This window comes from Halomonas ventosae (genome assembly GCF_004363555.1).
In the GTDB taxonomy this organism is placed as follows: domain Bacteria; phylum Pseudomonadota; class Gammaproteobacteria; order Pseudomonadales; family Halomonadaceae; genus Halomonas; species Halomonas ventosae.
The window spans coordinates 188,087-211,597 of record NZ_SNZJ01000007.1 but is presented as its reverse complement, the minus strand read 5'-3'; the positions used below and the strand labels follow the sequence as shown (position 1 = coordinate 211,597).

General features: G+C 69.8%; 18 protein-coding genes and 3 tRNA genes. 12 read left to right on the top strand and 9 right to left on the bottom strand.

What is annotated here, in order from left to right; translation table 11 throughout:
* Positions 1-190: 190 nt before the first annotated feature.
* From nadA to radD, 7 genes are all read right to left on the bottom strand, one after another.
* On the bottom strand, positions 191-1,219 hold the full coding sequence (nadA, locus tag DFP85_RS08280; protein ID WP_133635820.1) for a quinolinate synthase NadA: 1,029 nt from the start codon (positions 1,217-1,219) through the stop codon (positions 191-193).
* 248 nt (positions 1,220-1,467) lie between these two features.
* A tRNA-Lys gene (locus tag DFP85_RS08275) sits at positions 1,468-1,543 on the bottom strand.
* Between the two features lie 30 nt (positions 1,544-1,573).
* Positions 1,574-1,649, bottom strand: a tRNA-Lys gene (locus tag DFP85_RS08270).
* Between the two features lie 81 nt (positions 1,650-1,730).
* Entirely contained in the window at positions 1,731-2,588 is an 858-nt protein-coding gene (rluB, locus tag DFP85_RS08265) for a 23S rRNA pseudouridine(2605) synthase RluB (RefSeq protein WP_106230635.1), read from the bottom strand.
* Entirely contained in the window at positions 2,585-3,445 is an 861-nt protein-coding gene (scpB, locus tag DFP85_RS08260; RefSeq protein WP_133635819.1) for an SMC-Scp complex subunit ScpB, read from the bottom strand. The genes rluB and scpB overlap by 4 nt, the downstream gene beginning before the upstream one ends.
* Complete coding sequence (locus DFP85_RS08255; protein ID WP_133635818.1) at positions 3,442-4,380, bottom strand: segregation and condensation protein A; 939 nt, start codon at positions 4,378-4,380, stop codon at positions 3,442-3,444. Before DFP85_RS08255 ends, scpB begins: the two co-directional genes overlap by 4 nt.
* A 126-nt stretch (positions 4,381-4,506) precedes the next feature.
* The gene (gene radD / locus DFP85_RS08250; RefSeq protein WP_133635817.1) at positions 4,507-6,339 is read right to left on the bottom strand and encodes a DNA repair helicase RadD; all 1,833 of its coding nucleotides are present in this window, start codon (positions 6,337-6,339) and stop codon (positions 4,507-4,509) included.
* A 261-nt stretch (positions 6,340-6,600) separates the two neighbouring features.
* On the opposite strand from radD, the gene DFP85_RS08245 reads away from it, so the two are divergent.
* Positions 6,601-7,101: a hypothetical protein gene (locus DFP85_RS08245; protein WP_133635816.1), complete on the top strand. Its 501-nt coding sequence runs from the start codon at positions 6,601-6,603 to the stop codon at positions 7,099-7,101.
* Positions 7,102-7,180: 79 nt separating this feature from the next.
* Here DFP85_RS08245 and purL read toward each other — a convergent pair whose 3' ends face one another.
* Positions 7,181-11,131 (bottom strand): phosphoribosylformylglycinamidine synthase, encoded by a 3,951-nt coding sequence (purL, locus tag DFP85_RS08240; protein WP_133635815.1) that lies wholly within the window; start codon positions 11,129-11,131, stop codon positions 7,181-7,183.
* Between the two features lie 159 nt (positions 11,132-11,290).
* Between purL and mltF the strand changes: the two genes are divergently transcribed.
* A complete protein-coding gene (gene mltF, locus DFP85_RS08235; RefSeq protein WP_133635814.1) occupies positions 11,291-12,754 on the top strand; it encodes a membrane-bound lytic murein transglycosylase MltF in 1,464 nt (487 codons plus the stop codon).
* Here mltF and tadA read toward each other — a convergent pair whose 3' ends face one another.
* Positions 12,755-13,240 (bottom strand): tRNA adenosine(34) deaminase TadA, encoded by a 486-nt coding sequence (gene tadA / locus DFP85_RS08230; RefSeq protein WP_133635832.1) that lies wholly within the window; start codon positions 13,238-13,240, stop codon positions 12,755-12,757. It abuts the gene before it with no gap.
* Between the two features lie 84 nt (positions 13,241-13,324).
* Between tadA and DFP85_RS08225 the strand changes: the two genes are divergently transcribed.
* The 10 genes from DFP85_RS08225 (at position 13,325) to DFP85_RS08180 (ending at position 23,511) form a co-directional block, all read left to right on the top strand.
* Positions 13,325-14,140, top strand: a complete 816-nt coding sequence (locus DFP85_RS08225; protein WP_133635813.1) for an acyl-CoA thioesterase — start codon at positions 13,325-13,327, stop codon at positions 14,138-14,140.
* A gap of 41 nt (positions 14,141-14,181) precedes the next feature.
* Positions 14,182-14,257 (top strand) — tRNA-Thr (locus DFP85_RS08220).
* A gap of 235 nt (positions 14,258-14,492) precedes the next feature.
* The gene (locus tag DFP85_RS08215; RefSeq protein ID WP_243737241.1) at positions 14,493-15,212 is read left to right on the top strand and encodes a GntR family transcriptional regulator; all 720 of its coding nucleotides are present in this window, start codon (positions 14,493-14,495) and stop codon (positions 15,210-15,212) included.
* 24 nt (positions 15,213-15,236) lie between these two features.
* Entirely contained in the window at positions 15,237-16,454 is a 1,218-nt protein-coding gene (locus tag DFP85_RS08210; protein ID WP_133635811.1) for a CaiB/BaiF CoA transferase family protein, read from the top strand.
* 12 nt (positions 16,455-16,466) lie between these two features.
* Complete coding sequence (locus DFP85_RS08205; RefSeq protein WP_133635810.1) at positions 16,467-17,756, top strand: TRAP transporter large permease; 1,290 nt, start codon at positions 16,467-16,469, stop codon at positions 17,754-17,756.
* Between the two features lie 74 nt (positions 17,757-17,830).
* The gene (locus tag DFP85_RS08200; RefSeq protein WP_133635809.1) at positions 17,831-18,877 is read left to right on the top strand and encodes a TRAP transporter substrate-binding protein; all 1,047 of its coding nucleotides are present in this window, start codon (positions 17,831-17,833) and stop codon (positions 18,875-18,877) included.
* Positions 18,878-18,888: 11 nt separating this feature from the next.
* A complete protein-coding gene (locus DFP85_RS08195; RefSeq protein WP_133635808.1) occupies positions 18,889-19,410 on the top strand; it encodes a TRAP transporter small permease in 522 nt (173 codons plus the stop codon).
* Positions 19,403-21,340 carry an aconitate hydratase gene (locus DFP85_RS08190; RefSeq protein WP_133635807.1) on the top strand — a complete coding sequence of 646 codons (1,938 nt, stop codon included), beginning with the start codon at positions 19,403-19,405 and terminating at the stop codon, positions 21,338-21,340. The genes DFP85_RS08195 and DFP85_RS08190 overlap by 8 nt, the downstream gene beginning before the upstream one ends.
* A gap of 17 nt (positions 21,341-21,357) precedes the next feature.
* Positions 21,358-22,290: a hydroxymethylglutaryl-CoA lyase gene (locus DFP85_RS08185; RefSeq protein WP_133635806.1), complete on the top strand. Its 933-nt coding sequence runs from the start codon at positions 21,358-21,360 to the stop codon at positions 22,288-22,290.
* Positions 22,291-22,296: 6 nt separating this feature from the next.
* Positions 22,297-23,511: an MFS transporter gene (locus tag DFP85_RS08180; RefSeq protein ID WP_133635805.1), complete on the top strand. Its 1,215-nt coding sequence runs from the start codon at positions 22,297-22,299 to the stop codon at positions 23,509-23,511.

Here is a 23,511-nt window from a genome sequence, read left to right as displayed (position 1 = left end):
TTTGAACTCTAGCGAGAACTGACGTCGAGTTTTCAAGCGCATAGCACCTTACCTTCGGTTGTCGGCAAGGTGTCTACAAAACCGGGGGCACATCAGCCAACAGCGTGAAATCACCCGCAGCAAAGGAAACCCCCGGAGGCCTCAGCCTTCGGGGGTTTCTTGTAGCTCGGCGCTTATGGCCTGGCCGCTGTTATTTCTGGAAGTTGAGCATCCGCTCCAGCGGCTTGAGGGCGGCCAGGCGCAGCGCGTCGTCGACGAAGATCTCGCCCGAGCCATCACGCAGGGTGCCGGCCAGGTTGTCCAGGGCGTTCATCGCCATCCAGGGGCAATGGGCGCAGCTCTTGCAGGTTGCGCCATGGCCGGCGGTGGGCGCCTCGAAGAGCGTCTTCTCTGGCACCGCCTGCTGCATCTTGAAGAAGATGCCGCGGTCGGTCGCCACGATCAGCTTGTCGTGGGGCAGCTCCTTCGCCGCCTTGATCAGCTGGGAGGTGGAGCCCGCCACGTCGGCCAGCTCGACCACCGAGGCCGGCGATTCGGGGTGAACCAGCACGGCTGCCTCGGGGTAGAGCCCCTTGAGGTCCTCGACGCCCTGGGCCTTGAACTCCTCGTGGACGATGCAGGCACCGTCCCAGAGCAGCATGTCGGCGCCGGTCTGCTTCTGGATATAGCCCCCCAGGTGCTTGTCCGGGGCCCAGAGGATCTTCTCGCCGCGTGCCTGGAGGTGCTCGATCACGTCCACGGCGATGGAGGAAGTCACCACCCAGTCGGCACGCGCCTTCACCGCCGCGGAGGTGTTGGCATAGACCAACACGGTGCGGTCGGGATGGGCGTCGCAGAAGGCGCTGAATTCGTCGGCCGGGCAACCCACGTCCAGCGAGCAGGTCGCCTCCAGGGTGGGCATCAGCACCCGCTTCTCCGGTGAGAGGATCTTGGCCGTCTCGCCCATGAATCGCACGCCGGCCACCACCAGGGTATCCGCCTCGTGGCGGGCACCGAAGCGGGCCATCTCCAGGGAGTCGGCCACGCAGCCGCCGGTCTCCTCGGCGAGCTGCTGGATGGCATCATCGGTATAGTAGTGCGCCACCAGCACGGCATTATGGGCCTCGAGCAGACGCTTGATCTCCTCGATGCGCGCCTCGTCCTCGGCGGGAATGCGGGTGGGGCAGTAGGTACGTGCGAGCTGCTCGCGCAGATCGGCACGGGAAGTCATGATCGTCATCGTGTCTACCACTGTGACCGGCAGGGGCTCCCCCTGCGTTACACCAGGTGCCGCCGCTCGTGCACTCCGCACGGGGCAACACGCCAGAGGGCCAACCGCTGCGTCTCTCGCGATGGCCGACCCAACGCCATTCTAGACCAGATTGGCCGGCGATTGTTCGTTTCGGGTGAGGAAAGTCTGCCAAGGAGGCGTTACCTTGCCCCATACGCAGAACGCCCCCGCCTCACGAGGAGGCGGGGGCGCGAATCTGGTGGGTCGTGTAGGATTCGAACCTACGACCAATTGGTTAAAAGCCAACTGCTCTACCAACTGAGCTAACGACCCGGTGCTTGCAGGCAAGCATTCAGGCTCGGATGGTGGGTCGTGTAGGATTCGAACCTACGACCAATTGGTTAAAAGCCAACTGCTCTACCAACTGAGCTAACGACCCCTCCGAACGGGTGCAGATATTACTGATCTGCCCCCGTGATGGCAAGCGATTTTTGCCATTGGTCGCAAGGCGGAACCTTGCTCAGCGCCCGCGCTGGCCCTTGGGCTTGCGCATGGCCTGCACCGGGCGGCGCTTGTGCTTGTCGCGGCTCCAGCGGTTCTTCTCGTCCGGGGTCAGCTCCGGCACCTTGCGTGCTTCCAGACCCGCCGTCGCCGAGAGGTCATCGATCTCGTCCTGGGAGAGCTCTACCCACTCGCCCGCCTTGGTGCGCTTGTCGAGGAAGATATTGCCGTAGCGCACCCGCTTGAGGCGGCTGACGGTCAGCCCCTGGGACTCCCAGAGCCGGCGCACCTCGCGATTGCGGCCCTCCATGATGACCACGTGGAACCAGGTGTTGATGCCCTCGCCGCCGAACTCCTGGACGTCGGTGAAGCGCGCCGGTCCGTCGTCGAGCATCACGCCCTCGACCATGGCCACCACCTGCTCCTTCTTCACCTCGCCCATCACGCGAACGGCATACTCACGCTCCACCTCGGTGGAGGGGTGCATCAGCTTGTTGGCCAGTTCCCCGTCGGTGGTGAACAGCAGCAGGCCGCTGGTATTGATGTCCAGGCGGCCGATGGCGATCCAGCGCTCGCCCTTGAGGCGCGGCAGGCGATCGAAGACGGTGCGCCGCCCTTCCGGGTCCTTGCGTGTACACAATTCACCCTCGGGCTTGTTGTACATGATCACCCGGCGCGGCACCTCCTCGGCGCCGCGCAGGGTCACCGGGCGGTCGTCGAGGGCCACCCGGTCGCGCATCTCGATGCGGTCGCCCAGGGTCGCCACCTTGCCATTGACCTTGACCCGGCCGTCGGCGATGGCCGTTTCCATCTCGCGGCGCGAGCCCAGCCCGGCGCGTGCCAGGACCTTCTGCAGTTTCTCGGTGGTAGTGCTCATCGGTCGTCATTCTCACTGGATGTGGATTCCGTCCCCGGGGCAGCGTCATCGGCGACGCGGCTCCGGGCACGTTCGGACAGGCGAGCCTCCAGATCGGCGAAGCTCAGCCCTGCCCGCTCGGACGCCGTCCCGGCGTGTTCGTCTTCGTCGGCCCTCCCGGCCGTCGGGTCGGCGGCCTGCTGGGCCGCCTCGTCGCCCGCCTCGGGCAACGTCTGGTCGTCTGTCTCGTCCGCCTCGGTCGTGCCATCGACTGCCTCGTCCGCCTGGGCCAGCAGCTCGTGCTGGGGCGGGGGTGGCTCCTCCTCCAGCGTCGGCTCCTCGAAGTGCTTGAGCTCGTGCATCGGCGGCAGTTCGTCGAGGGTCTTGAGGCCGAAGTCATCGAGGAAGCTTCGCGTGGTGGCATAGACCGCCGGGCGCCCCGGCACGTCGCGGTGGCCCACCACGCGGATCCAGCCGCGGTCGAGCAGGGTGCGCATGATCGAGCCGCTCACCGTCACGCCCCGCACCTCCTCGATGTCGCCGCGGGTCACCGGCTGGCGATAGGCGATCAGCGCCAGGGTCTCCAGCAGCGCCCGGGAGTAGCGCTGGGGCCGCTCGTCCCAGAGCCGTGACACCCAGGGCGAGAGGCGCGGGCGGATACGCAGCTGGTAGCCCGAGGCGGTCTCGATCAGCTCCATGGCCCCCCGTTCGTGGCGGCCCCCCAGGCGTTCCAGGGCCTCGCGCAGGGCACGCCGCGGCGGGCGCTCGTGGTCATCGAACAGCCCCTCCAGACGCTCCAGCCCCAGCGGCTCCCCGGCCGCCAGCAGCGCCGCCTCGAGGATCTCGTCCAGGGCATCGGGAAACTCCATGGCGGTCATGCCGGATCGCTCCCGTCCGGGTTGTCGCGACGGTCATCGTCGAAGGGGCTCTCGTCGCCCTCGCCCTCTTCCAGGGCCTCCGGCGCGTAGGCCTCCTGTTCGTCCAGCCGCGCCCGCACGTGGATCGGCGAGAGCGGGGCATTCTGCACGATCTCGATCATCGCCTCCTTGGCGAGCTCGAGGATCGCCATGAAGGTGACGATGACCCCGGCCCGCCCTTCCTCGAGGGTGAACAGCGCCTCGAAGGCGGTGTAGTGCTCGTGGTCCAGGCGCTCCATGATCGCCAGCATGCGCTCCCGGGTCGAGAGCCCCTCGCGGCTGATCTGGTGGGCCTGGTTGAGCTCCGCGCGGCGCAGGATGCCGGCCAGGGCCCCGAGCAGCTCGTCGAGCTCCACGTCGGGGTGGATCAACCGTGCTTCCAGGGACGGCAGGGCCGCCCGGGCCGGGAACCAGTCACGCCCCAGGCGCGGCAGCTCGGCCAGCGACTCGGCGGCGTGCTTGAGCCGCTCGTACTCCTGCAGCCGGCGGATCAGCTCGGCGCGCGGATCCTCCTCCTCGTCGTCACCGCCCTCCTTCGGCGGGCGCGGCAGCAGGGTGCGCGACTTGATCTCGGCCAGCATGGCCGCCATCAGCAGGTACTCCCCGGCCAGCTCGATCTCCATGGCCTTCATCAGTTCCACGTACTCGATGTACTGGCGGGTGATGGCGGCGACGTCGATGGCCAGGATATCCAGGTTCTGGCGGCGGATCAGGTAGAGCAGCAGGTCCAGCGGCCCCTCGAAGGCCTCGAGGAAGACGCGCAGCGCCTCCGGCGGGATATAGAGATCCTCCGGCAGCTGGGTGATCGGCTCGTCGAACAGCCGCCCCAGCACCGCGGCGTGGCCGGCCGCGGCATCGGTCTGTTGGGGGCTGGCGGTATCGGGGGTGACGCTCACGCGACGTGCCTCTCCGGGGACGCAGGAACAACGGGGCAGTCTAGCAAGAGCGCGGCGCTGGAGACAGCTCTGACACTCAGCTGGCCGGGCTACCGGGAGCGCAGGGCTTTACCGGCGACAGGCCCCCTACTCCGCCTCAGCGGCCTTGCGATAGCGCCCGACGTAGTCGAAGAGCTTCTCGCGCACCTGCCAGTGGCGTCCCACCTTGCGCCCCACCACGAAGTCGGGGTGGCGCAGGCGCCGACGCTCGACGATCACCTCCTCGGGGGTGGTGGGACGGAAGGGCACGCCCGGGGCGCGCAGGTGGTCACGCAGGAAGGCCGCCGAGAAGGCGGCGCGCTGGGCCGGGGTCTCCAGGGCGAACCACTCCGACAGCGTGGCACCGTCCTCGTCATGATAGGTCACCTTCAATCGCGGCAGGCCGCGGCCGTTGACCGTGGCCTCGAGCTGCATGCCGGCCACGCGCAGCACCCGCGCATCGCGCAGGCGCAGCGCCTCCTTCAGCTTGTCGTCGGCGTCCACCAGCAGGGTCTGGCAGCCGTGGCAGCGCCGCGCGGCAATATCGTTCTCGGCGCCGCAGTCGCCACACACCTTGAAGCGGAAACGGAAGTCGCACTGGCGCTGTTTACAGGCGCCCGACGCCGCGCCAGGGCTGCCGCGCTCGGCATGCACCAGCCCCTGGCAGCGCCGCCCGAAGTGCTCGATCACCAGTTCGCCGTCACGCTTGCCCCAGAAGAGGTTGGCATGGCCGCAGGCGGGGCACTCGACCTGCACCGGCTCGCTGTCGGAGGCGGGCCTGGGCGAGCCCACCTCCGGGGCATAGAGGTCCCAGGGGTTGCCGGCGTAGTCGAGGACCAGGCAGTCGCGCTTGCCCGGCGAGAGGCGCAGGCCGCGGCCGACGATCTGCTGGTAGAGGCTCACCGACTCGGTGGGGCGCAGGATGGCGATCAGGTCCACATGGGGCGCGTCGAAGCCGGTGGTCAGCACCGCCACGTTGACCAGGTACTTGAGCTCGCGGGCCTTGAAGGCGCCGATGAGCCGCTCGCGCTCGGCAGAGGGCGTCTCACCGGTGACCAGCGCCGCCTCCCCCGCCGGCAGGTAGCCGAGGATCTCCTCGGCATGGGCGACGCTTGCCGCGAAGAGCATCACCCCCTGGCGGTCGGCGGCCCGCGCCACCACCTCGGCGATGATGCCCGGGGTAGCGCGGTGGCCGGCCACCACCCGGTTGAGCTCCTCCTCGCGGAAGAGTCCGCTGGAGCCCGGGGCGAGGGCCGAGAAGTCATAACGCTCGACGGCGGCATCGATGCGCCGTGGCTCGGCCAGGTAGCCCTGCTTGACCATCAGCCGCAGCGGCTGCTCGAAGACGCACTCCTGAAAGAAGCTCTCCGCCTCGCCGCGCACCATGCCGTGGTGGTGACGGTGATAGATGAAGCCCTGGCCGAGACGATAGGGGGTCGCCGTGAGGCCGAGGATCTTGAGGCGCGGGTTGGCCGCGCGCAGGCGATCGATCACCTGGCGATAGCTGGAGTCCTCGGCCGGCGAGACCCGATGGCACTCGTCGACCACCAGCAGGGTGAAGGGGCCGCGTGGATGCTCCGGCGCGGCGAAGCGCTCGAGGTTGCGCACCACCGACTGCACCGAGCCGAACACCACCTGGCGCCCGGTCTCCTTGCGCCCCAGGCCGGCGCTGAAGATATCGGCCTCGAGGCCGTAGGCGAGGTACTTGGCGTGGTTCTGTTCCACCAGTTCGCGCACATGGGCCAGCACCAGCACCCGCCCCCGGGCCAGGCGCGCCAGCTCGGCGATCACCAGCGACTTGCCGCTGCCGGTGGGCAGCACCACCACCGCCGGCTCGCTGGAGCCGCGGAAATGCGCCACGACACGCCGAACCGCCTCCTGCTGGTAGGGGCGCAGGGAGGGCGGCGCGGCACGGGATGGGGGAGCGGCGGAGGCAGGCATGCAGGGTCCGGGATGGCGAGACGGGCCGCCATCTTAGCGAGGCGTCGCACGCTCGTCAGGGGGCAAGCGAAGCGTAATGGCCCTTCGGCCTCCCGAATCATCGACCAGCCGGTCAGGAAACCGACGACATTGCCGACAGGCCACGTATGAGATCGACGCTTCGCAGGCGCGACCGGCAGAAACTTGATCCGGGTCATGTCGAACGTCGCTAGCCTGCTTGAGCATGGCACCTTTCCAAGACTCCCGATAGAGGAGAGCGCCATGCACACAATTCCAACAACCGGCACCCCCCGCCTGCTGCCCGAGGAGCTCCTGGGCCTTGCCCGCGACCATGAGCGTGACGAACTCGAGCGCTACCGCGGCCTCGCCTTCCGCTTCCTCGCCTTCAGCAGCGCCACCAGCCGGCTGATGGCGACGCTGGGCATCGAGTGCGAGACGCGCCTGTCGGGCCTCGCCCGGGCCGCACGTCGCCTCGGCCTGGAGGCACCGCACATCGAGGCGGACACGCGCCTGACGGCGCGGGCCGTGTCACCACCGGGGCTGATCGACAGCCTGATGATGGCGCGGGACGCCCTGTCCCAGGCCATGGCCGATGCCGCCGTGTCCCGGCAGTTCTATGTGCGGCTCGGCGAATTCGGCGCGGCCTCCTCCCTGGGCCACGAGTTCGAGGCGATTGCCCGCCAGAAGCGGGCGGAGCTGGCCATCCTGAGCGAGCACTGCCTCGATCGCGGCACCGCTTCGGGAGAGCGCCGCCGCGCCTGACCGGCAACGCGACACGATCCTGACACGACCCCGTCATGACGGAAGGCGGCCCTCGGGCCGCCTTCCGTGTCGTCTGGGATCAGCCCAGCCAGACACGCGCGTTGCGGAACAGGCGCATCCAGGCGCCGTCGCGGGTCCACTCGGCGGGCCGCCAGGAGTTGGTCACCGCGCGCACCACCCGCTCGGGGTGCGGCATCATGATGGTGACCCGGCCGTCGGGCGTGGTCAGGCCGGTGATGCCGGAGGGCGAGCCATTGGGGTTGGCCGGGTAGCGGGTGGTCACCTGGCCATGATTGTCCAGGAAGCGCAGGGCGACCTGGCCGCTGCCCTGGATGCCGCGCAGGTGAGCACTGTCGCGGAACTCGGCGCGGCCCTCGCCGTGGGCCACGGCGATGGGCAGGCGCGAGCCCTCCATGCCGGCCAGCAGGATCGACGGGCTCTCCTCCACCTGCACCATGGAGACCCTGGCCTCGAACTGCTCGGACTCGTTGCGCACGAAGCGCGGCCAGGCCTCGGCCCCGGGGATCAGCTCACGGAGCTGGGCGAGCATCTGGCAGCCGTTGCACACCCCCAGGGAGAAGCTGTCGTCGCGCGCGAAGAAGGCCGCGAACTGCTCCCGGGCGCGTGGGTTGAAGAGCACCGACTTGGCCCATCCGCCGCCGGCGCCCAGCACGTCGCCATAGGAGAAGCCGCCGCAGGCCACCAGGCCCTTGAACGCCTCCAGCGACACCCGCCCCTCGAGGATATCGCTCATGTGCACGTCCACCGCCTCGAAGCCGGCGCGGTCGAAGGCCCAGGCCATCTCCAGCTGGCCGTTGACGCCCTGCTCGCGCAGCACGGCCACCGCCGGGCGCGTCTTGTTGAGCTGGGGTGCCTGGACATAGGGGGCGGCGATGTCCTCGTCGACCTCGAAGGTAGGCTGGGCACTGAGCCCGGGGTCGCGACCGTCGAGCAGGCCATCGAACTCGCTCTTGGCGCAGTCGGCGTTGTCGCGCAGCGCCTGCAGGCGGTAGCTGGTCTCGGCCCAGGTGCGCTCGGCCAGCAACCGGGTAGTCTCCAGCAGCGGCTCCTCGAAGAGGGTCACCCGCACCTGGTCGTCGTAGCGCGGCCGGGCGATGACGCCGCAGGTCTCGATGCCGGCGGCGGCGAACTGGGCCAGCACTGCCTCGGTGTGCCGGCGGTTCACCTGGATCACCGCCCCGAGCTCCTCGGCGAAGAGCGCGTTGAAGGCGTCGACGGGCTCGTCGATCAGCCAGTCGAGCTTGATCTCGAGGCCCGCATGGGCGGCGAAGGCCATCTCCAGCAGGGTCACCAGCAGGCCGCCGTCGCTGCGGTCGTGGTAGGCCAGCAGGGTGCCCTCGGCATTGAGCCCCTGGATCACCGCGAAGAAGGCCTTGAGGTCCTCGGGGTCGTCCAGGTCCGGGCACTCGTTGCCCACCTGGCCATAGACCTGGGCCAGGGCCGAGCCGCCCAGGCGGTTCCGGCCACCCCCCAGGTCGATCAGCAGCAGGTCGGACTCGTCCTGCTCCAGGTTGATCTGGGGTGTCAGGGTCCACATGGCATCGCTGACCGGCGCGAAGCCGGTCACGGAGAGCGACAGCGGCGAGGTGACGCTCTTCTCCTCGGCCTCGCCCTGGGCGTTCTCCTCCTCCCAGGCGGTGCGCATGGACATGGAGTCCTTGCCCACCGGGATGGCGATGCCCAGTGCCGGACAGAGCTCCATGCCCACCGCGTGGACGGCGTCATACAGCGCCTGGTTCTCGCCCGGGTGGTCGGCCGCGCTCATCCAGTTGGCGGAGAGCTTGATATCGCCGAGCTTGTCGATGGGCGCGGCGGCCAGGTTGGTGATGGTCTCGGCCACCGCCAGGCGGGCGCTGGCCGCGGGGTCGATCAGCGCCACCGGCGGCCGCTCGCCCATGGCCATGGCCTCGCCGGCATGGGTGTCGAAGCTCGCCGTGGTCACGGCGACGTCGGCGACCGGCACCTGCCAGGGGCCGACCATCTGGTCGCGGGCCACCTGGCCGGTGATGGAGCGGTCGCCGATGGTGATCAGGAAGCTCTTGGAGGCCACGGCGGGCAGGCGCAGCACGCGGTCCATGGCCTCGCGAAGGTCGAGGTTGTCGAGCATCACCCCGGAGAGCGTCTTGTCCCGACGCTGGAACTCGCGCTGCATCTTCGGCGGCTTGCCGAACAGCACGCTCATCGGCAGGTCGACCGGCTGGCTCTCGAAGTGGCCGTCGGTCACCGCCAGATGATGCGCCTCGCTCGCCTCGCCCACCACCGCATAGGGGCAGCGCTCGCGCTCGCACAGTGCCTCGAAGGTGGCGAGGTCCTCCGGCGCCACCGCCAGCACGTAGCGCTCCTGGGCCTCGTTGCACCAGATCTCCAGCGGGCTCATGCCCGGCTCGGCGTTGGGCACGGCACGCAGGTCGAAGAGGCCGCCGCGCTCGCCATCCTTGACCAGCTCCGGCAGGGCGTTGGAGAGGCCCCCGGCACCCACGTCGTGGATGAAGCGGATCGGGTTCTCGCGGCCCAGCGCCCAGCAGCGGTCGATCACCTCCTGGGCGCGGCGCTCCATCTCCGGGTTGCCGCGTTGCACCGAGGCGAAGTCCAGGTCGGCGCTGGAGGTCCCCGAGGCCATGGAGGAGGCCGCGCCACCGCCCAGGCCGATCAGCATCGCCGGGCCGCCCATCACGATCAGCTTTCCGCCCACCGGGATCTCGCCCTTCTGGACGTGGCCGTCGCGGATATTGCCGTAGCCGCCGGCGAGCATGATCGGCTTGTGGTAGCCGCGACGCTCGATGCCGTCATGCCCCAGGGCGTCCTGCTCGTAGGTGCGAAAGACGCCGGCGAGGTTCGGGCGGCCGAACTCGTTGTTGAAGGCGGCGCCGCCGATGGGACCCTCGAGCATGATCTCGAGCGCCGACTGGATTCGCTCGGGCTTGCCGTAGTCGAAGGCCTCCCAGGGCTGCACGAACTCGGGGATGCGCAGGTTGGAGACGGTGAAGCCGGTCAGGCCCGCCTTGGGCTTGCCGCCGATGCCGGTGGCGCCCTCGTCGCGGATCTCGCCGCCGGCGCCGGTGGCCGCCCCGGGGTGCGGGGCGATGGCCGTCGGGTGGTTGTGGGTCTCCACCTTCATCAGGATCTGAATCGGCTCCCGAGTGCTGCCATAGACGGCGCGCTCGCCCTCCTTGCCGGAGAGCGGCGCCGGGAAGAAACGCGGCGCCTCCGAGCCCCTGATCACCGCGGCGTTGTCGCTGTAGGCGGAGAGGATGTCACCGGGCGAGCACTCATGGGTGTTCTTGATCATCCGGAACAGCGAATGACTCTGCGCCTCGCCGTCCACTACCCAGTCGGCGTTGAAGATCTTGTGGCGGCAGTGCTCGGAGTTGGCCTGGGCGAACATCATCAGCTCGACGTCCGTGGGGTTGCGGCCCAGATCGCGGAACGCCTCGACCAGGTAGTCGATCTCGTCCTCGGCCAGCGCCAGCCCCAGCTCGGCATTGGCGGTGACCAGCGCCTCGCGGCCGCCCTCGAGCACATCGACGCTGCCCAGCGGCGCCGGCGCGTGGTGGGCGAAGAGCCGGGCGGCGTCGGAGGCATCGGCCAGCACGCTCTCGGTCATGCGGTCGTGCAGGGCGGCCCGGATCTGCTCGAAGGCGGTCTCGGAGAGGGCGCCGGCGACCTTCACCCGGTAGGCCACGCCGCGCTCGATGCGCCGCACCCTGTCCAGCCCGCAGTTATGGGCGATGTCGGTGGCCTTGGAGGACCAGGGCGACTGGGTGCCGATACGCGGCACCACCAGGAAGAGCTGGCCCTCGGCGCGGCCTTCCTCAGCGCGCGCCGGGCCGTAGTCGAGCAGTTGCTCCAGCAGGCGCCGCTCGTCGTCCCCCAGGTCGCCGTCATGGTCGACGAAGTGGACATGGTCGGCGTGCAGGGACTCGACCTCGGGAACGGATGCGCGCAGGGCGTCCAGCAGCTTGGCATGACGGAAAGCAGATAGGGCGGGCGCGCCTCGCAGTTCGAGCATATCCTGGAGCCTCTGAAACAGGGGGGAGAATTCGGGGCCGCGGCCGGCGGCAACGAGCGCACATGATACTGGAAAGCGCCGGGCGCGAGAAATCGGCGTAGGTGACAGCCGCCCGTGGGCTGGTTAAGGTTGAGGGTCTCATCGCCGCACGTCGCCCACATGCCCGCTTTCCCGACCGACCCTGCCCGGCGCCAGTGGCGCGGGGCCGCCCTCCTGTGCAGTGCCCTCCTGCTGGCGCTGCTGCCCGGGCGTTCCGGTATGCCCGAGGGTCCGCACCTGGGGGAGGTACTGGCGCGCGACTTCCTCAGCGTCCATACCCGCAACACCCCGACCACCTATTATGAAGGGCGCCAGGGCCCCACCGGCTTCGAATACGAGCTGATGCGGCGCTTCGCCGACCACCTGGGGGTCAGCCTGACCCTGGACGCCGACCACCATATTCAGGGCGTGCTCGACGCGGTGCGCGAGGAAGGCGACCTGGGCGCCGCCGCCCTGCCCCTGGACCCGACGCTGGACGGCCTGCTCTTCAGCCGGCCGATCATGCTCCTGCAGCCGCTGCTGGTCTATCGCCGCGGCCTGCACCCGCCGGAGACGATCGCCGAGCTGGAGGGGCTGGAGATCGGCACCCTGCGCGGCTCCGGCACCGACCGGGTGCTGCGCGAGCTGCAGGCCGAGCACCCCGGGCTGAGCTGGAAGGAGTCCGGCGAACTGGAAGTGGCCGAGCTGCTTGGCCAGGTGGCCCGGGGCACCCTGGATGCCGCGGTGGTCTTCGAGCACCAGTTCCGCCTCAACCGGCTGTTCTTCCCCGAGGTCGAGGATGGCTTTCCCCTCGGCAAGCCGCTCTCCCTGGCCTGGGCCTTCCCCGCCGGACGGGGGCTGGGCCTGGTCAACGCCGCCAACCGCTTCCTCGACGAGCTGCGCCGCGACGGCGAGCTCGACGCCCTGGTGGCCAGCTACTTCGGCCACGACGACTACCTGGAGTACGTGGGCGCCCGAACCTTCATCGCCCATGCCCGGGAGCGCCTGCCCCGCTACACCGCGCTGTTCCGCGAGGCCGCCCGCAACACCCGCTTCGACTGGAAGCTGCTGGCCGCGCTGGGTTACCAGGAGTCCCACTGGAAGCCCAGGGCCACCTCCCCCACCGGCGTGCGCGGGCTGATGATGCTGACCAACGCCACCGCCGGCGACCTCGGCGTCGACAACCGGCTCGACCCGGCCCAGAGCATCCATGGCGGCGCCCGTTACCTGCGTCAGCTGATCGAGCGGCTGCCGGAGTCGATCACTGGCGACGACCGCCTGTTCATGGCCATGGCCTCCTACAATGTCGGCCTCGGCCACCTCTACGATGCCCGCAGGATCACCGAGCAGCGCGGCGGCGACCCGGATCTGTGGCGCGACGTGCGCGAGTCGCTGCCGCTGCTCCAGGAGCGCGAGTGGCACAGCCAGACCCGCCACGGCTACGCCCGCGGCGGCGAACCGGTGATCTATGTGCGTAACATCCGGCGCTACTACGAGATCCTGGCTTACCTGGACCGCAGCCAGGAGCAGTTTCATGAACTCAATGCGCGCCTGCCCGACGAGGAGGAGAGCGCCCTCTTCGAGCAGGTACCACCCGTCCTCTAGTCAGCGGTCCCCGCCTGCCTCGTGCCCGGTGGCGTCGCGTCGCGCGGCGAAGAAGTCCCGCAGCAGGCGGGCGGCGCGGCCAGCCAGCACCCCGCCCTCCACCGAGACCCGATGGTTATACCAGGGCTGGGCGAAGAGGTTGGCCTTCGACTCCGCCATGCCGCTACGCGGTTCGGCGGCGCCATAGACCAGCCTCGCCAGGCGGGCGTGGATGATCGCCCCGGTGCACATCAGGCAGGGTTCCAGGGTCACGTAGAGGGTGCAGCCGTCCAGCCGGTAGTTGCCGAGCCGCTCGCCGGCATCGCGCAGGGCCCGGATCTCGGCATGGGCGCTGGGGTCGTGCGCCCCCACCGGGGCGTTGAAGCCGGCGCCGACGATCTCGCCCGCGGCGTCCACCACCACGGCGCCCACCGGCACCTCGCCGGCAGCCAGTCCCCGCCGGGCCTCGTCCAGCGCCCGGTGCATGTAGAACTCGTCGCTGCGCACTGTCGTGAACTCCCGTAGACTGGATGGCATTCAGACGATCGTATGATACCGATGGCCGGCACGCCATCACCCCGGAGGAGACCGATGAAGCCTGATGCCCTGAACGCCCTGGTGGACCTGCTCGGCCTGGAGGCCCTGGAGGAGAACCTGTTTCGCGGCCGCAGCCAGGACCTGGGCCTGCCCCAGCTGTTCGGCGGGCAGGTGCTGGGCCAGGCGCTCTCGGCGGCCAGCCAGACCGTCGATCCGGCGCGACGGACCCACTCCCTGCACGGCTACTTCCTGCGCCCGGGGGACCCGCATCGCCCGGTGGTCTACCAGGTCGATGCGGTGCGCGACGGCGGCAGCTTCACCACCCGCCGGGTCACCGCCATCCAGAAGGGACGGCCGATCTTCTTCTGCAGCGCCTCCTTCCACGGCGAGGAGCAGAGCATCGCCCACCAGCCCGCCATGCCCGAGGTCGCCCCGCCCGAGACGCTGGCGGACAGCGATGCCCGACTCGAGCGCTTCCCCGGCCACCCCATCGAATTCCTGCACCTGGGCGACGAGGCCGAGGCGGGCCGACCGGCACGCAAGCGCCTCTGGTTCCGGCTGGTCGGCGAGCTGCCCGATGACCAGGCGCTGCATCGCAGCCTGCTCGCCTACAGCTCCGACTTCAATCTGCTGACCACCGCCCTGGTGCCCCACGGCATCGATTTCCGCGACCCGCAGCTGCAGATCGCCAGCCTCGACCACGCCCTCTGGTTCCACCATGACGTCAGGGTCGACGACTGGCTGCTCTACGACATGGACAGCCCCTGGGCCGGCGGCGCACGAGGCTTCGCCCGCGGCAGCATCTACGACCGCCAGGGCCGGCTGGTCGCCTCCAGCGCCCAGGAGGGGCTGACCCGGCTGCGCCGCTGACGCCTGGCATCGGGTCCTGCGCGGCGCTACCATGCCCCTGCGCCGCAATAGCTCAGCTGGTAGAGCAACGCACTCGTAATGCGTAGGTCGGAGGTTCGAATCCTCTTTGCGGCACCAGAAATTCCTGAAGAAACGGTCACTTGGCTCATCGAGGCAGTGGCCGTTTTTCTTTCCGGCCGGTTCAGGCGGCAAGCAGGCAGCGCCCATCGGAGCGCCGCCCTGCCTTCTCCACTCTCAGCGCCAGGTCAGGTCTCGCCCCTCCAGTTGCATGCAACTCTAGCCTAAAGTCTAGTGATACGGCGTCCCGTTTCTCTCCTATCTTGCAGATTGCATGCAATCCAGGACATCCGCCGTGAGCCAACCCCGACACCTCGATGCCGCCCCCGTCGCCAGAACGGCCACCGCCCAGGTCCACGAGGCGATCAAGCAGCGCATCCTCGACGGCAGCTACCGGCCCCACGACTACATCCGCGAGGCAAGCGTCGCCCGCGAGCTCGCGGTGAGCCGCACGCCGGTGCGCGAGGCGCTGCGCGAGCTGGTCTCAGAGGGCTGGCTCGAGGCGATCCCCCACCATGGCGCCCGGGTGGTCGCCTGGACCGAGAAGGACGCCCGCGAGGTCTTCGAGCTGCGCCTGGTGCTGGAACCCATGGCGGTGCGGCTGGCCAGCGAGCGCCTGGACCGGGCCCGGCTGGGCCGCCTGGAGGCACTGGCCGAGCGCATGGAGGCCCTGACCGAGCGCGTCGAGACCGACCCCGGCGTGCGCAACGAGATCGCCTTCCTGAACCACGAGTTTCACCGCGAGCTGGTGCTGGCCAGCGACAACCAGCGCCTGGCCAGCGTGCTGGAGAGCGTGGTGCGCACCTCGGTGATCCGCCGCAACTTCGGCAACTACGACCTCACCAACCTGCGCCGCAGCATGCGCCATCACCGCGAGATCCTGGAGGCCATCGTCGCCGGGAGCCCCGAATGGGCCGAGCACGTGATGCGCGCCCATCTGCTGGCCGCCCAGGCCCTGCATGTCCGGTCAACCGACGTCCCCGGCGGCGCCCCGCCGGGGGCCTCCTCCCACTGACACCCAAGAGGCACCACAACAACAATGACGCCGCACGACACACAAACCCCGACGCCCCTCAGCGACATCAAGGTCCTCGAGCTGGGCCAGCTGATTGCCGGACCCTACTGTGGCCAGGTACTGGCCGACTTCGGCGCCCAGGTGATCAAGGTCGAGCCGCCCGGCAAGGGCGACGCCATGCGCCAGTGGGGCGAGGCCGACCGCGACACCGGCGAACCGCTGTGGTGGAACGTCATCGGCCGCAACAAGCAGTCGCTGACCCTGGACCTGCGACAGCCCCGCGGCCAGGAACTGCTGCGCGAGCTGGCCAGCCAGGCCGACGTCATCATCGAGAACTTCCGCCCCGGTACCATGGAACGCTGGGGGCTGGGGTACGAGGCGCTTTCCCGCCACAACCCACGCTTGGTGATGGTGCGCGTCACCGGCTTCGGCCAGGAGGGTCCCTACGCCTCGCGGGCCGGCTTCGCCTCGGTGTGCGAGGCCATGGGGGGCCTGCGCCACCTGAGCGGCTACCCGGACCGCCCGCCGGTGCGCGTGGGCATCTCGCTGGGCGATACCCTGGCCGGCCTGCATGCGGCACTCGGCACCATGATGGCGCTGCACCAGCGCGACCGCAGTGGCCGCGGCCAGGTGGTCGACAGCAGCATCTTCGAGTCGGTGCTGGCGATGATGGAGAGCCTGGTCCCCGAGTACGCCCGCGCCGGCAAGGTGCGCGAGCGCAGCGGCAGCTTCCTGCCCAAGATCGCCCCCTCGAACGCCTACCCGGCCCGCGATGGCCGCGACGTGATCATCGGTGCCAACCAGGACACCGTGTTCCGCCGCCTCTGCGAGGCGATGGGCCAGCCGGGCCTCGCCGACCATCCCGACTTCGCCACCCACCGCGCCCGCGGCGAGCACCAGGCGGCTATCGACGACCTGGTCGCCGCCTGGACCCGCGAGCACGACGCCCAGCAGGTGGTGGATATCCTGGCCGAGGCCGGCGTCCCGGCGGGGCTCGTCTACCGTGCCCCGGACATGCTCGAGGACCCGCACTTCCAGGCCCGGGAGTCGATCGTCGAGGTGCCCGATCGCCACGGCCGCCCCCTCCCCATGCAGAACGTCTTCCCGCGGCTCTCCGACACGCCGGGACGCGTCCGCGAGGTGGGGCCGGCACTGGGTGAGCATACCGAGCAGGTGCTCACCGGCTGGCTGGGTCTGGCACCCGAGGCCCTCGACGCCCTGCGCGCCGACGGCGTGATCTGAGGACGACAGCCCATGGATCCCATCATCGTCCTGGTCGTGCTGGTCGTGCTGATCACCATCGGCTTCCCGATCTTCCTGGCCCTGGGCCTCTCCGGCCTGGTCGGGCTCTACATGGCCCGCGGCTCGCTGGCCTTCTTCTTCGCGCCCTCGTCGCTGTTCGGCCAGCTCAACGCCTTCGAGTTGATCGCCCTGCCGCTGTTCATCCTGATGGGCAACTTCCTGGGCGCCACGCCGGTGGGCTCGAGCCTGTTCACCGCCGCGGTGCGCTGGCTCAACTGGCTGCGCGGCAGCCTGGCGATCTCCTCGGTGGGGGCGTCGGCGATGTTCGGGGCCGTCTCGGGGGTGAGCCTCGCCGGCGTCGCCGCGGTGGGCTCCATCGCCGTGCCGCAGATGCTGGCGCGCGGCTACAGCCGCTCGCTGGCCGCGGGCGCGGTGGTCAGCGCCGGGGCGCTGGCCATGCTGATCCCGCCCAGCGTGCCCTTCATCATCTACGGGGCGGTCTCCAGCGTCTCGGTGGCCGACCTCTTCATCGGCGGCATCGTGCCCGGCATCGTGCTGGCCCTGGCGCTGTCGCTGTTCATCTACATCCGCGTGCGCCTCAACCCGGCCGAGGCACCAGCAAGCGAGGAGCGCTTCACCTGGAAGCAGCGCTTCCAGAGCCTCGCCAATATCTGGCACGCCGCCCTGCTGGTGGTGGCCGTGCTGGGCTCCATCTACTCGGGCCTGGCCACCCCCAGCGAGGCGGCCGGCATCGGCGCCGCCGGGGCCTTCCTGATCGCCACGGTGGTGTTTCGCAGCCTCAGCTGGAAGAAGTTCCTGTCGATACTCGCCACTACCGCCCGGATCAGCGGCGCTATCCTGCTGATCATCGGCTGCGCCAAGATCTTCGGCGACTACCTCAACATGGTGCGGGTCCCGCAGCTGCTCACCGAGGCCCTCACCGCCACCGGCCTGCCCGCCTGGGCGATCCTGGTGGCGGTGATGCTGCTGCTGATCCTGCTCGGCATGATCGTCGATGCCGTATCGCTGATCGTGGTGACCACCCCGGTGCTGCTGCCGCTGATCACCGCCCTGGGCTATGACCCGCTGTGGTTCGGCATCGTCATGGTGCTGAATCTGGAGATCGCCGTGGTCACCCCGCCGGTGGGGCTCAACCTCTACGCGCTGCGCGGAGTCTGCCCCGAGCTCTCGGTGGAGGAGATCATCAGGAGCGCCTTGCCCTTCGTCGCCGTGCAGTTCCTCGTGCTGATGCTGTTTGTGTTCTTCCCCGGCATCAGCCTGTGGTTGCCGGGGCTGATGTAGCCCCGGTGTGGTAGCAACGTCCGTAACCCTCGTCAGTGAAGTAACCCATCACAACAACAAGCAGGAGATTCACCATGACTCTGTCCCGTCGCCAAATCCTGAAGTACGGCACCTTCGCCACCGCCGGCGCCACCCTGTTCGGCACCCAGAGCCTGCTGGCACCCCGCAGCCACGCCGCCACCACCCTCACCGGCGTCACCTACCTGCCCGACTCCTACAAGGCGCTGACCTACGGCTCCAACCGCTTCGTGGAGATGCTCAAGGAGAACGGCGGCGACGCCCTCTCGGTAGACTTCTACGACTCCGGCCAGCTGCTCAAGGTGGACGAGCAGCTGCCGGCGCTGCGCGCGCGCAGCATCGACTTCATGTTCCACACCTTCTCCTACATCACCCGGTCGATCCCGATCCTCGGCGTCACAGGCCTCCCCGGGGTGGTCGGCGAGCTCTACCGCCACCCGGAGCGCCTGCGCCAGGGCAGCCCGCTGATGACGCTGATCAACGAGGTGCTGGCCGAGGAGAACCTCTACATGCTCACCTCCGGGGGCGGGATCCTCGAGCCGGAGTACCTGTGGAGCACCGAGGCGAGCCCGATCCGCCGCCTCGACGAGGTGCGCGGCAAGAAGGTGCGCATCGTCGGCTTCGAGGCCACCCAGGCCTTCGAGCCCTACAACGTGGGCGCCACCCGTATCCCCTCCTCCGAGACCTACATGGCCCTGCAGCGGGGCACCGTGGACGCGGGGGTCTTCAACATCTCGACGGTCATCGGCCGCAGCCTGCAGGAGCAGCTCAAGGTCTGCTACAAGCTGCCGATCACCGGCTTCTCGGTGGCGCCTTTCATGCTGCGCGACACCTGGGACAACCTCGACGACGACGTCCGTGCCGTGTTGCAGAAGGCCGCCGACTGGTACGACGCCAACTTCATCGAACACTGCAACAACGACATCTACCCCAACGAGTACTGGCCCCAGGTCGAACAGGCGGGTGTCGAGATCGTCGAGCCCACCGAGGAGGACCTCGAGACCTTCAATGCTGGGGTCCAGGATGTCTGGGACCACTGGAAGGGCGAGGTCGGCGAGGAGGTCGGCAGTCGCGCCATCGCGCTGGCCCTGGGCGAGGCCTGAGGGAGAGTGCCATGACGATGACTGCCCTGCGCGGCTGGGACGGCCTGCTGGCCGTCCTGCGCTGGACGTCGATGGCGGTGCTGGTGTTCATGATGGCGTCGATCTGCTACGACGCCATCATGCGCTACGTCTTCACGGCCCCGACCAGCTGGAGTCTGGAGATCAACTCCTTCCTGCTGGTCTATCTGGCCGTGATCGGCGCCGCCGAGGCGCAGCGCCACGACGCCCATATCCGCATCACCTACTTCAAGGACAAGCTGCCGTGGCGCCTGCGCGGTGCCATCGACCTGGCCACCGGGCTGCTGGGAGTCGCCTTCTGCACCATCCTGGTGTGGCGCGGCGGCATCATGGCCCTGCAGGCGCTGGAGTACGGCGAACGGGTCTCCAGCTCGCTGGGCACCCCCATGATCTATCCCTATGCGCTGTTGCCGATCGGCTTCGCCGCCCTGGGCCTGCAGTTCCTGATCGATGCCGGCTGCGCCCTGTTGCGCCTGCGCCATGGCCACGACGAGGAGGTGACCTCCGATGGCTGACACCCTGAGCCACAAGCTGATCCGCGACCACCTGGTGGGCGGCGAGATGGTGCCCGGCCGCGAGATCGCCCTGCGCATGGACCAGGCTCTGCTGCAGGACATCCTCGGCACCCTGGTGATGCTCGAGCTCGACGCCATGGGCCTCGAGCGGGTGCACACCTCGCCCAGCGTGCAGTACATCGATCACACCCTGATCCAGCAGGACAACATCAACGCCGATTCCCACCTCTTCCTGAAGAGCGCCTGCGAGCGCCTGGGGGTCTGGTACAGCGGCCCGGGCAACGGCATCAGCCACCCGGTGCACATGGAGCGCTTCGGTGTGCCCGGCCAGAGCCTGGTGGGCTGCGACAGCCACACCACCGCGGCCGGGGCGCTGGGCATGCTGGCCATCGGTGCCGGCGGCATCGAGGTGGCCATGGCCATGGCCGGCCAGCCGCTCTACCTGCCGATGCCGGAGATCGTCGGCGTGCGCCTGGAGGGCAAGCTGCCCGACTGGGTGAGCGCCAAGGACGTGATCCTCGAACTGCTGCGCCGCCACGGGGTCGCCGGGGCGAAGAACTGCATCCTCGAGTACCACGGCCCGGGCCTGGCCACGCTCGACGCCATGGACCGCCACGTGCTGGCCAACATGGGCACCGAAATGGGCGCCACGGCGAGCGTCTTCCCCAGCGATGAGGTGACGCGCGACTTTCTGCGCTCACGGGGCCGCGAGGCCGACTGGCGCCCGCTCGCCGCCGACCCGGGCTGTCGCTTCGATCGCACCGAGCGCCTCGACCTCTCGCGTCTCGAGCCGTTGATCGCCCTGCCCTCCAGCCCCGACCGGGTGGTGGCGGTGGCCGAGGTCGCGGGGCAACCACTCTACCAGGCCTACATCGGCTCCTCGGGCAATCCCGGCTACCGCGACATCGCGGTGGTGGCCGAGATCGTCAAGGGCAGGAACGTGGCCGGCAACGTCTCCCTGGACGTCAATCCCTCGACCCGGCGGATCCTCGCCGCGCTGATCGACGAGGGCCACCTGGGCGCCCTGGTCGCCGCCGGGGCCCGCCTGCACCAGCCCGGCTGCAACGGCTGCATCGGCATGGGCCAGGCCCCGGCGGCGGGTCGCAACAGCCTGCGCACCGTGCCGCGCAACTTCCCCGGGCGCTCCGGCACCCGCGAGGACAGCGTCTTCCTGTGCAGTCCCGAGACCGCTGCCGCCTCGGCGCTTCACGGCGTGATCACCGACCCGCGCACCCTCGACATGCCCTGCCCGCGGCCTCGCGAGCCCGCCGACATGGCCCTCGACGATGCCTGGTTCCTGCCGCCCTTGCCCGCCGACCAGGCCCGCGGCGTCGAGCTGCTGGCCACCGACAACACCCCGCCGCTGCCGTTGATCGCGCCGCTGCCGGAGACCCTGGAGCTGCCGGTGCTGCTGGCGGTGGGCGACAACGTCTCCACCGACGACATCATGCCCGCCGGCGCGCGGGTCCTGCCGCTCTGGAGCAATGTCCACGCCTCGGCGGAGCACCTCTTCGAGGCCCTTGACCCCGACTACGTCAGCGGCGCCCGCGAGCAGGGCGACGCCGGCCACGCCATCGTCGGCGGCGCCAACTATGGCCAGGGCTCGAGCCGCGAGAATGCCGCCCTGGTGCCGCGCCTGCTGGGCCTGCAACTGGTGATCGCCGAGAGCATCGCCCGTATCCACTGGCAGAACCTGCCCTGCTTCGGCGTGTTGCCGCTGACCCTGGCCGACCCGGCCGACCGGGCGCGGCTGACCCGGGGCACCCGGGTGCGTATCGAGGGCTGGCGCGAGCAGCTCGCCGCCGGCCGCGCGGTCACCGCGACCCTGGATGACGGCAGCCCCCTGGCCCTGGTCCATGAGCTCAGCCCCCGCCAGCAGGCGATCCTCGCCGCCGGCGGGGTGATCAACTACCTCTCCTCTCCACCATGAACGACGAGATCGCTGCCATGACCCTACTCACGCCCCCCGAACGGGTGGACATCGTCGAGGTCGCCCCGCGCGACGGTTTCCAGTCGATCCGCGAGCCGCTGCCCACGGACGAGAAGATCCGCTGCATCCAGCTGCTGATCGAGGCCGGCGTCACCCGCATGGAGATCGGCTCCTTCGTCAGCCCCCGGGCCATCCCGCAGATGGCCGATACCGGGGCGCTGGTCGCCGCCTTTGCCGACCGGGCCGCCATGCGCTTCTCGGCCCTGGTGCCCAACCTCCGGGGCGCGGAGCTGGCCCTGGCCCAGGGCATCCGCGAGCTGGTCTTCGTGGTCTCGGTCTCCGAGTCCCACAACCAGGCCAACGTGCGGCGCAGCGTGGACCAGTCCCTCGAGGACCTCGCCCGTATCGTCGAACTGCTCGAGCAAGAAGGGAACGCCTGCCTGCGCCTCGACCTGGGCACCAGCTTCGACTGCCCCTACGAGGGCACCATCGCCTGGCACCAGGTCGACGACGTGCTCTCCCGGGCCCGCGCCCTGTGCGGGGACCTCCACCTGGAGGTCGCGCTGTGCGACACCACCGGGCGCGCCACCCCCTACCAGGTGGCCGAGCACTTCCGCCAGCTGGTCGCGCGACACCAGGGGCCGCGGCTGACCTGGGCCTTCCATGGCCACGACACCTACGGCATGGGCGTGGCCAACGCGCTGTTCGCCATCCACCACGGCGCCACCACGGTGGATACCGCCTGCGCCGGGCTGGGCGGCTGCCCCTTCGCCCCCGGCGCCACCGGCAACACGGCCACGGAAGACCTCGTCTACGCCCTCAACGGGGGCCAGGTCTACAGCGGGATCGACCTGTCGCGGCTGCTGGCGGCGGCCGATGCCATCGCCGCCCTGCCCGGGGGACAGACCGCCAGCCACCTGCGGCAGGTGCCCCGGGACCGGGTGGCCTGAACCGCCGTGCCGGTCGTTCTGCTCGCCACCACCCTGGTGCTGGCCTTCTCCGCGCTGGTGGCGCTGTTTCCCGCCGCCATCGCGCCGGAGGTGGCCAGGGCCCTGGGGGTCTCCTCGGCCACGGTGGGCCTGCAGGTCAGCCTGATCTTCGCCGGCGCCATGCTGACGTCGCTGGTGGGTGGCCCCCTGACCCGGCGCCTGGGCCCCTGCCGCACCAGCCAGCTCTCGCTGGCCCTGCTGGGCGGCGGCGCCGGGCTGCTGGCCATCCCCACCCTGCCGAGCTTCGCCGTCGCCTCGCTGGTGGCCGGCCTCGGCTATGGCCTGACCAACCCCTCGGCCTCGCTGCTGCTGGTGCGCTTCACCCCGCCCGGGCGACGCGGGCTGATCTTCTCGCTCAAGCAGTCCGGCGTGCCCCTGGGCGGGGTGATCGCCGGCGCCAGCGCCCCCGCCCTGGCGCTGCTGATCGGCTGGCAGGCGGGGCTGCTGGTGCTCACCGGCCTCGCGCTGGCCGGCATCGCCGCCCTGCAGCTCGCCCGGCCGCGCTGGGACGACCAGCGCGACCCCCATACCCCCTGGCTGGCCACGCCCTTCGCCGGGCTCGCCGTCGTCTGGCAGCAGCGTTCGCTGCGCCACGTGGCGCTGCTCAGCCTCTGCTTCTCGGCGATCCAGCTGTCGGTCTCGGCCTTCACCGTGGCGCTGCTGGTGGAGGACCTGGCCTTCGGCCTGGTCGAGGCAGGGCTGGTGATGTCCGGCGTGCAGGTGGTCGGGATCGTCGGGCGCATCGGCTGGGGCTGGATCGGTGATCTGATGGGCGACCGACTGACCGCTCTCGCCCTGATCGCCTGCACCACCGCGGTCGGCGCCCTGCTGGTGGCCACCATGACGCCGGCATGGCCCAGGCCGCTGGTCACCGGCCTGCTGTGCCTGCTGAGTCTCTCCTCGCTGGGCTGGAATGGCGTCTTCATGGCCGAGATCACCCAGCTGGCGCCGGCCGAGCGCATCGCCGATGCCGCCGGCGGCTGCCTGGTCTTCACCTATGGCGGCGTGCTGCTCGGCCTGCCCCTGTTCACGGCGCTGCATGGCCTGTTCGGCCGCTACACCCCGGTCTTCGCCGTGCTCGCGGGCGTGGCCCTGGTCGGCCTGTGGCTGATCCGCCAGGCCCGCCTCGCCGCCCGCCGCGAGGCGGCCGGGCAGTTACCGCTGGGGAACGGCGCCGGATAG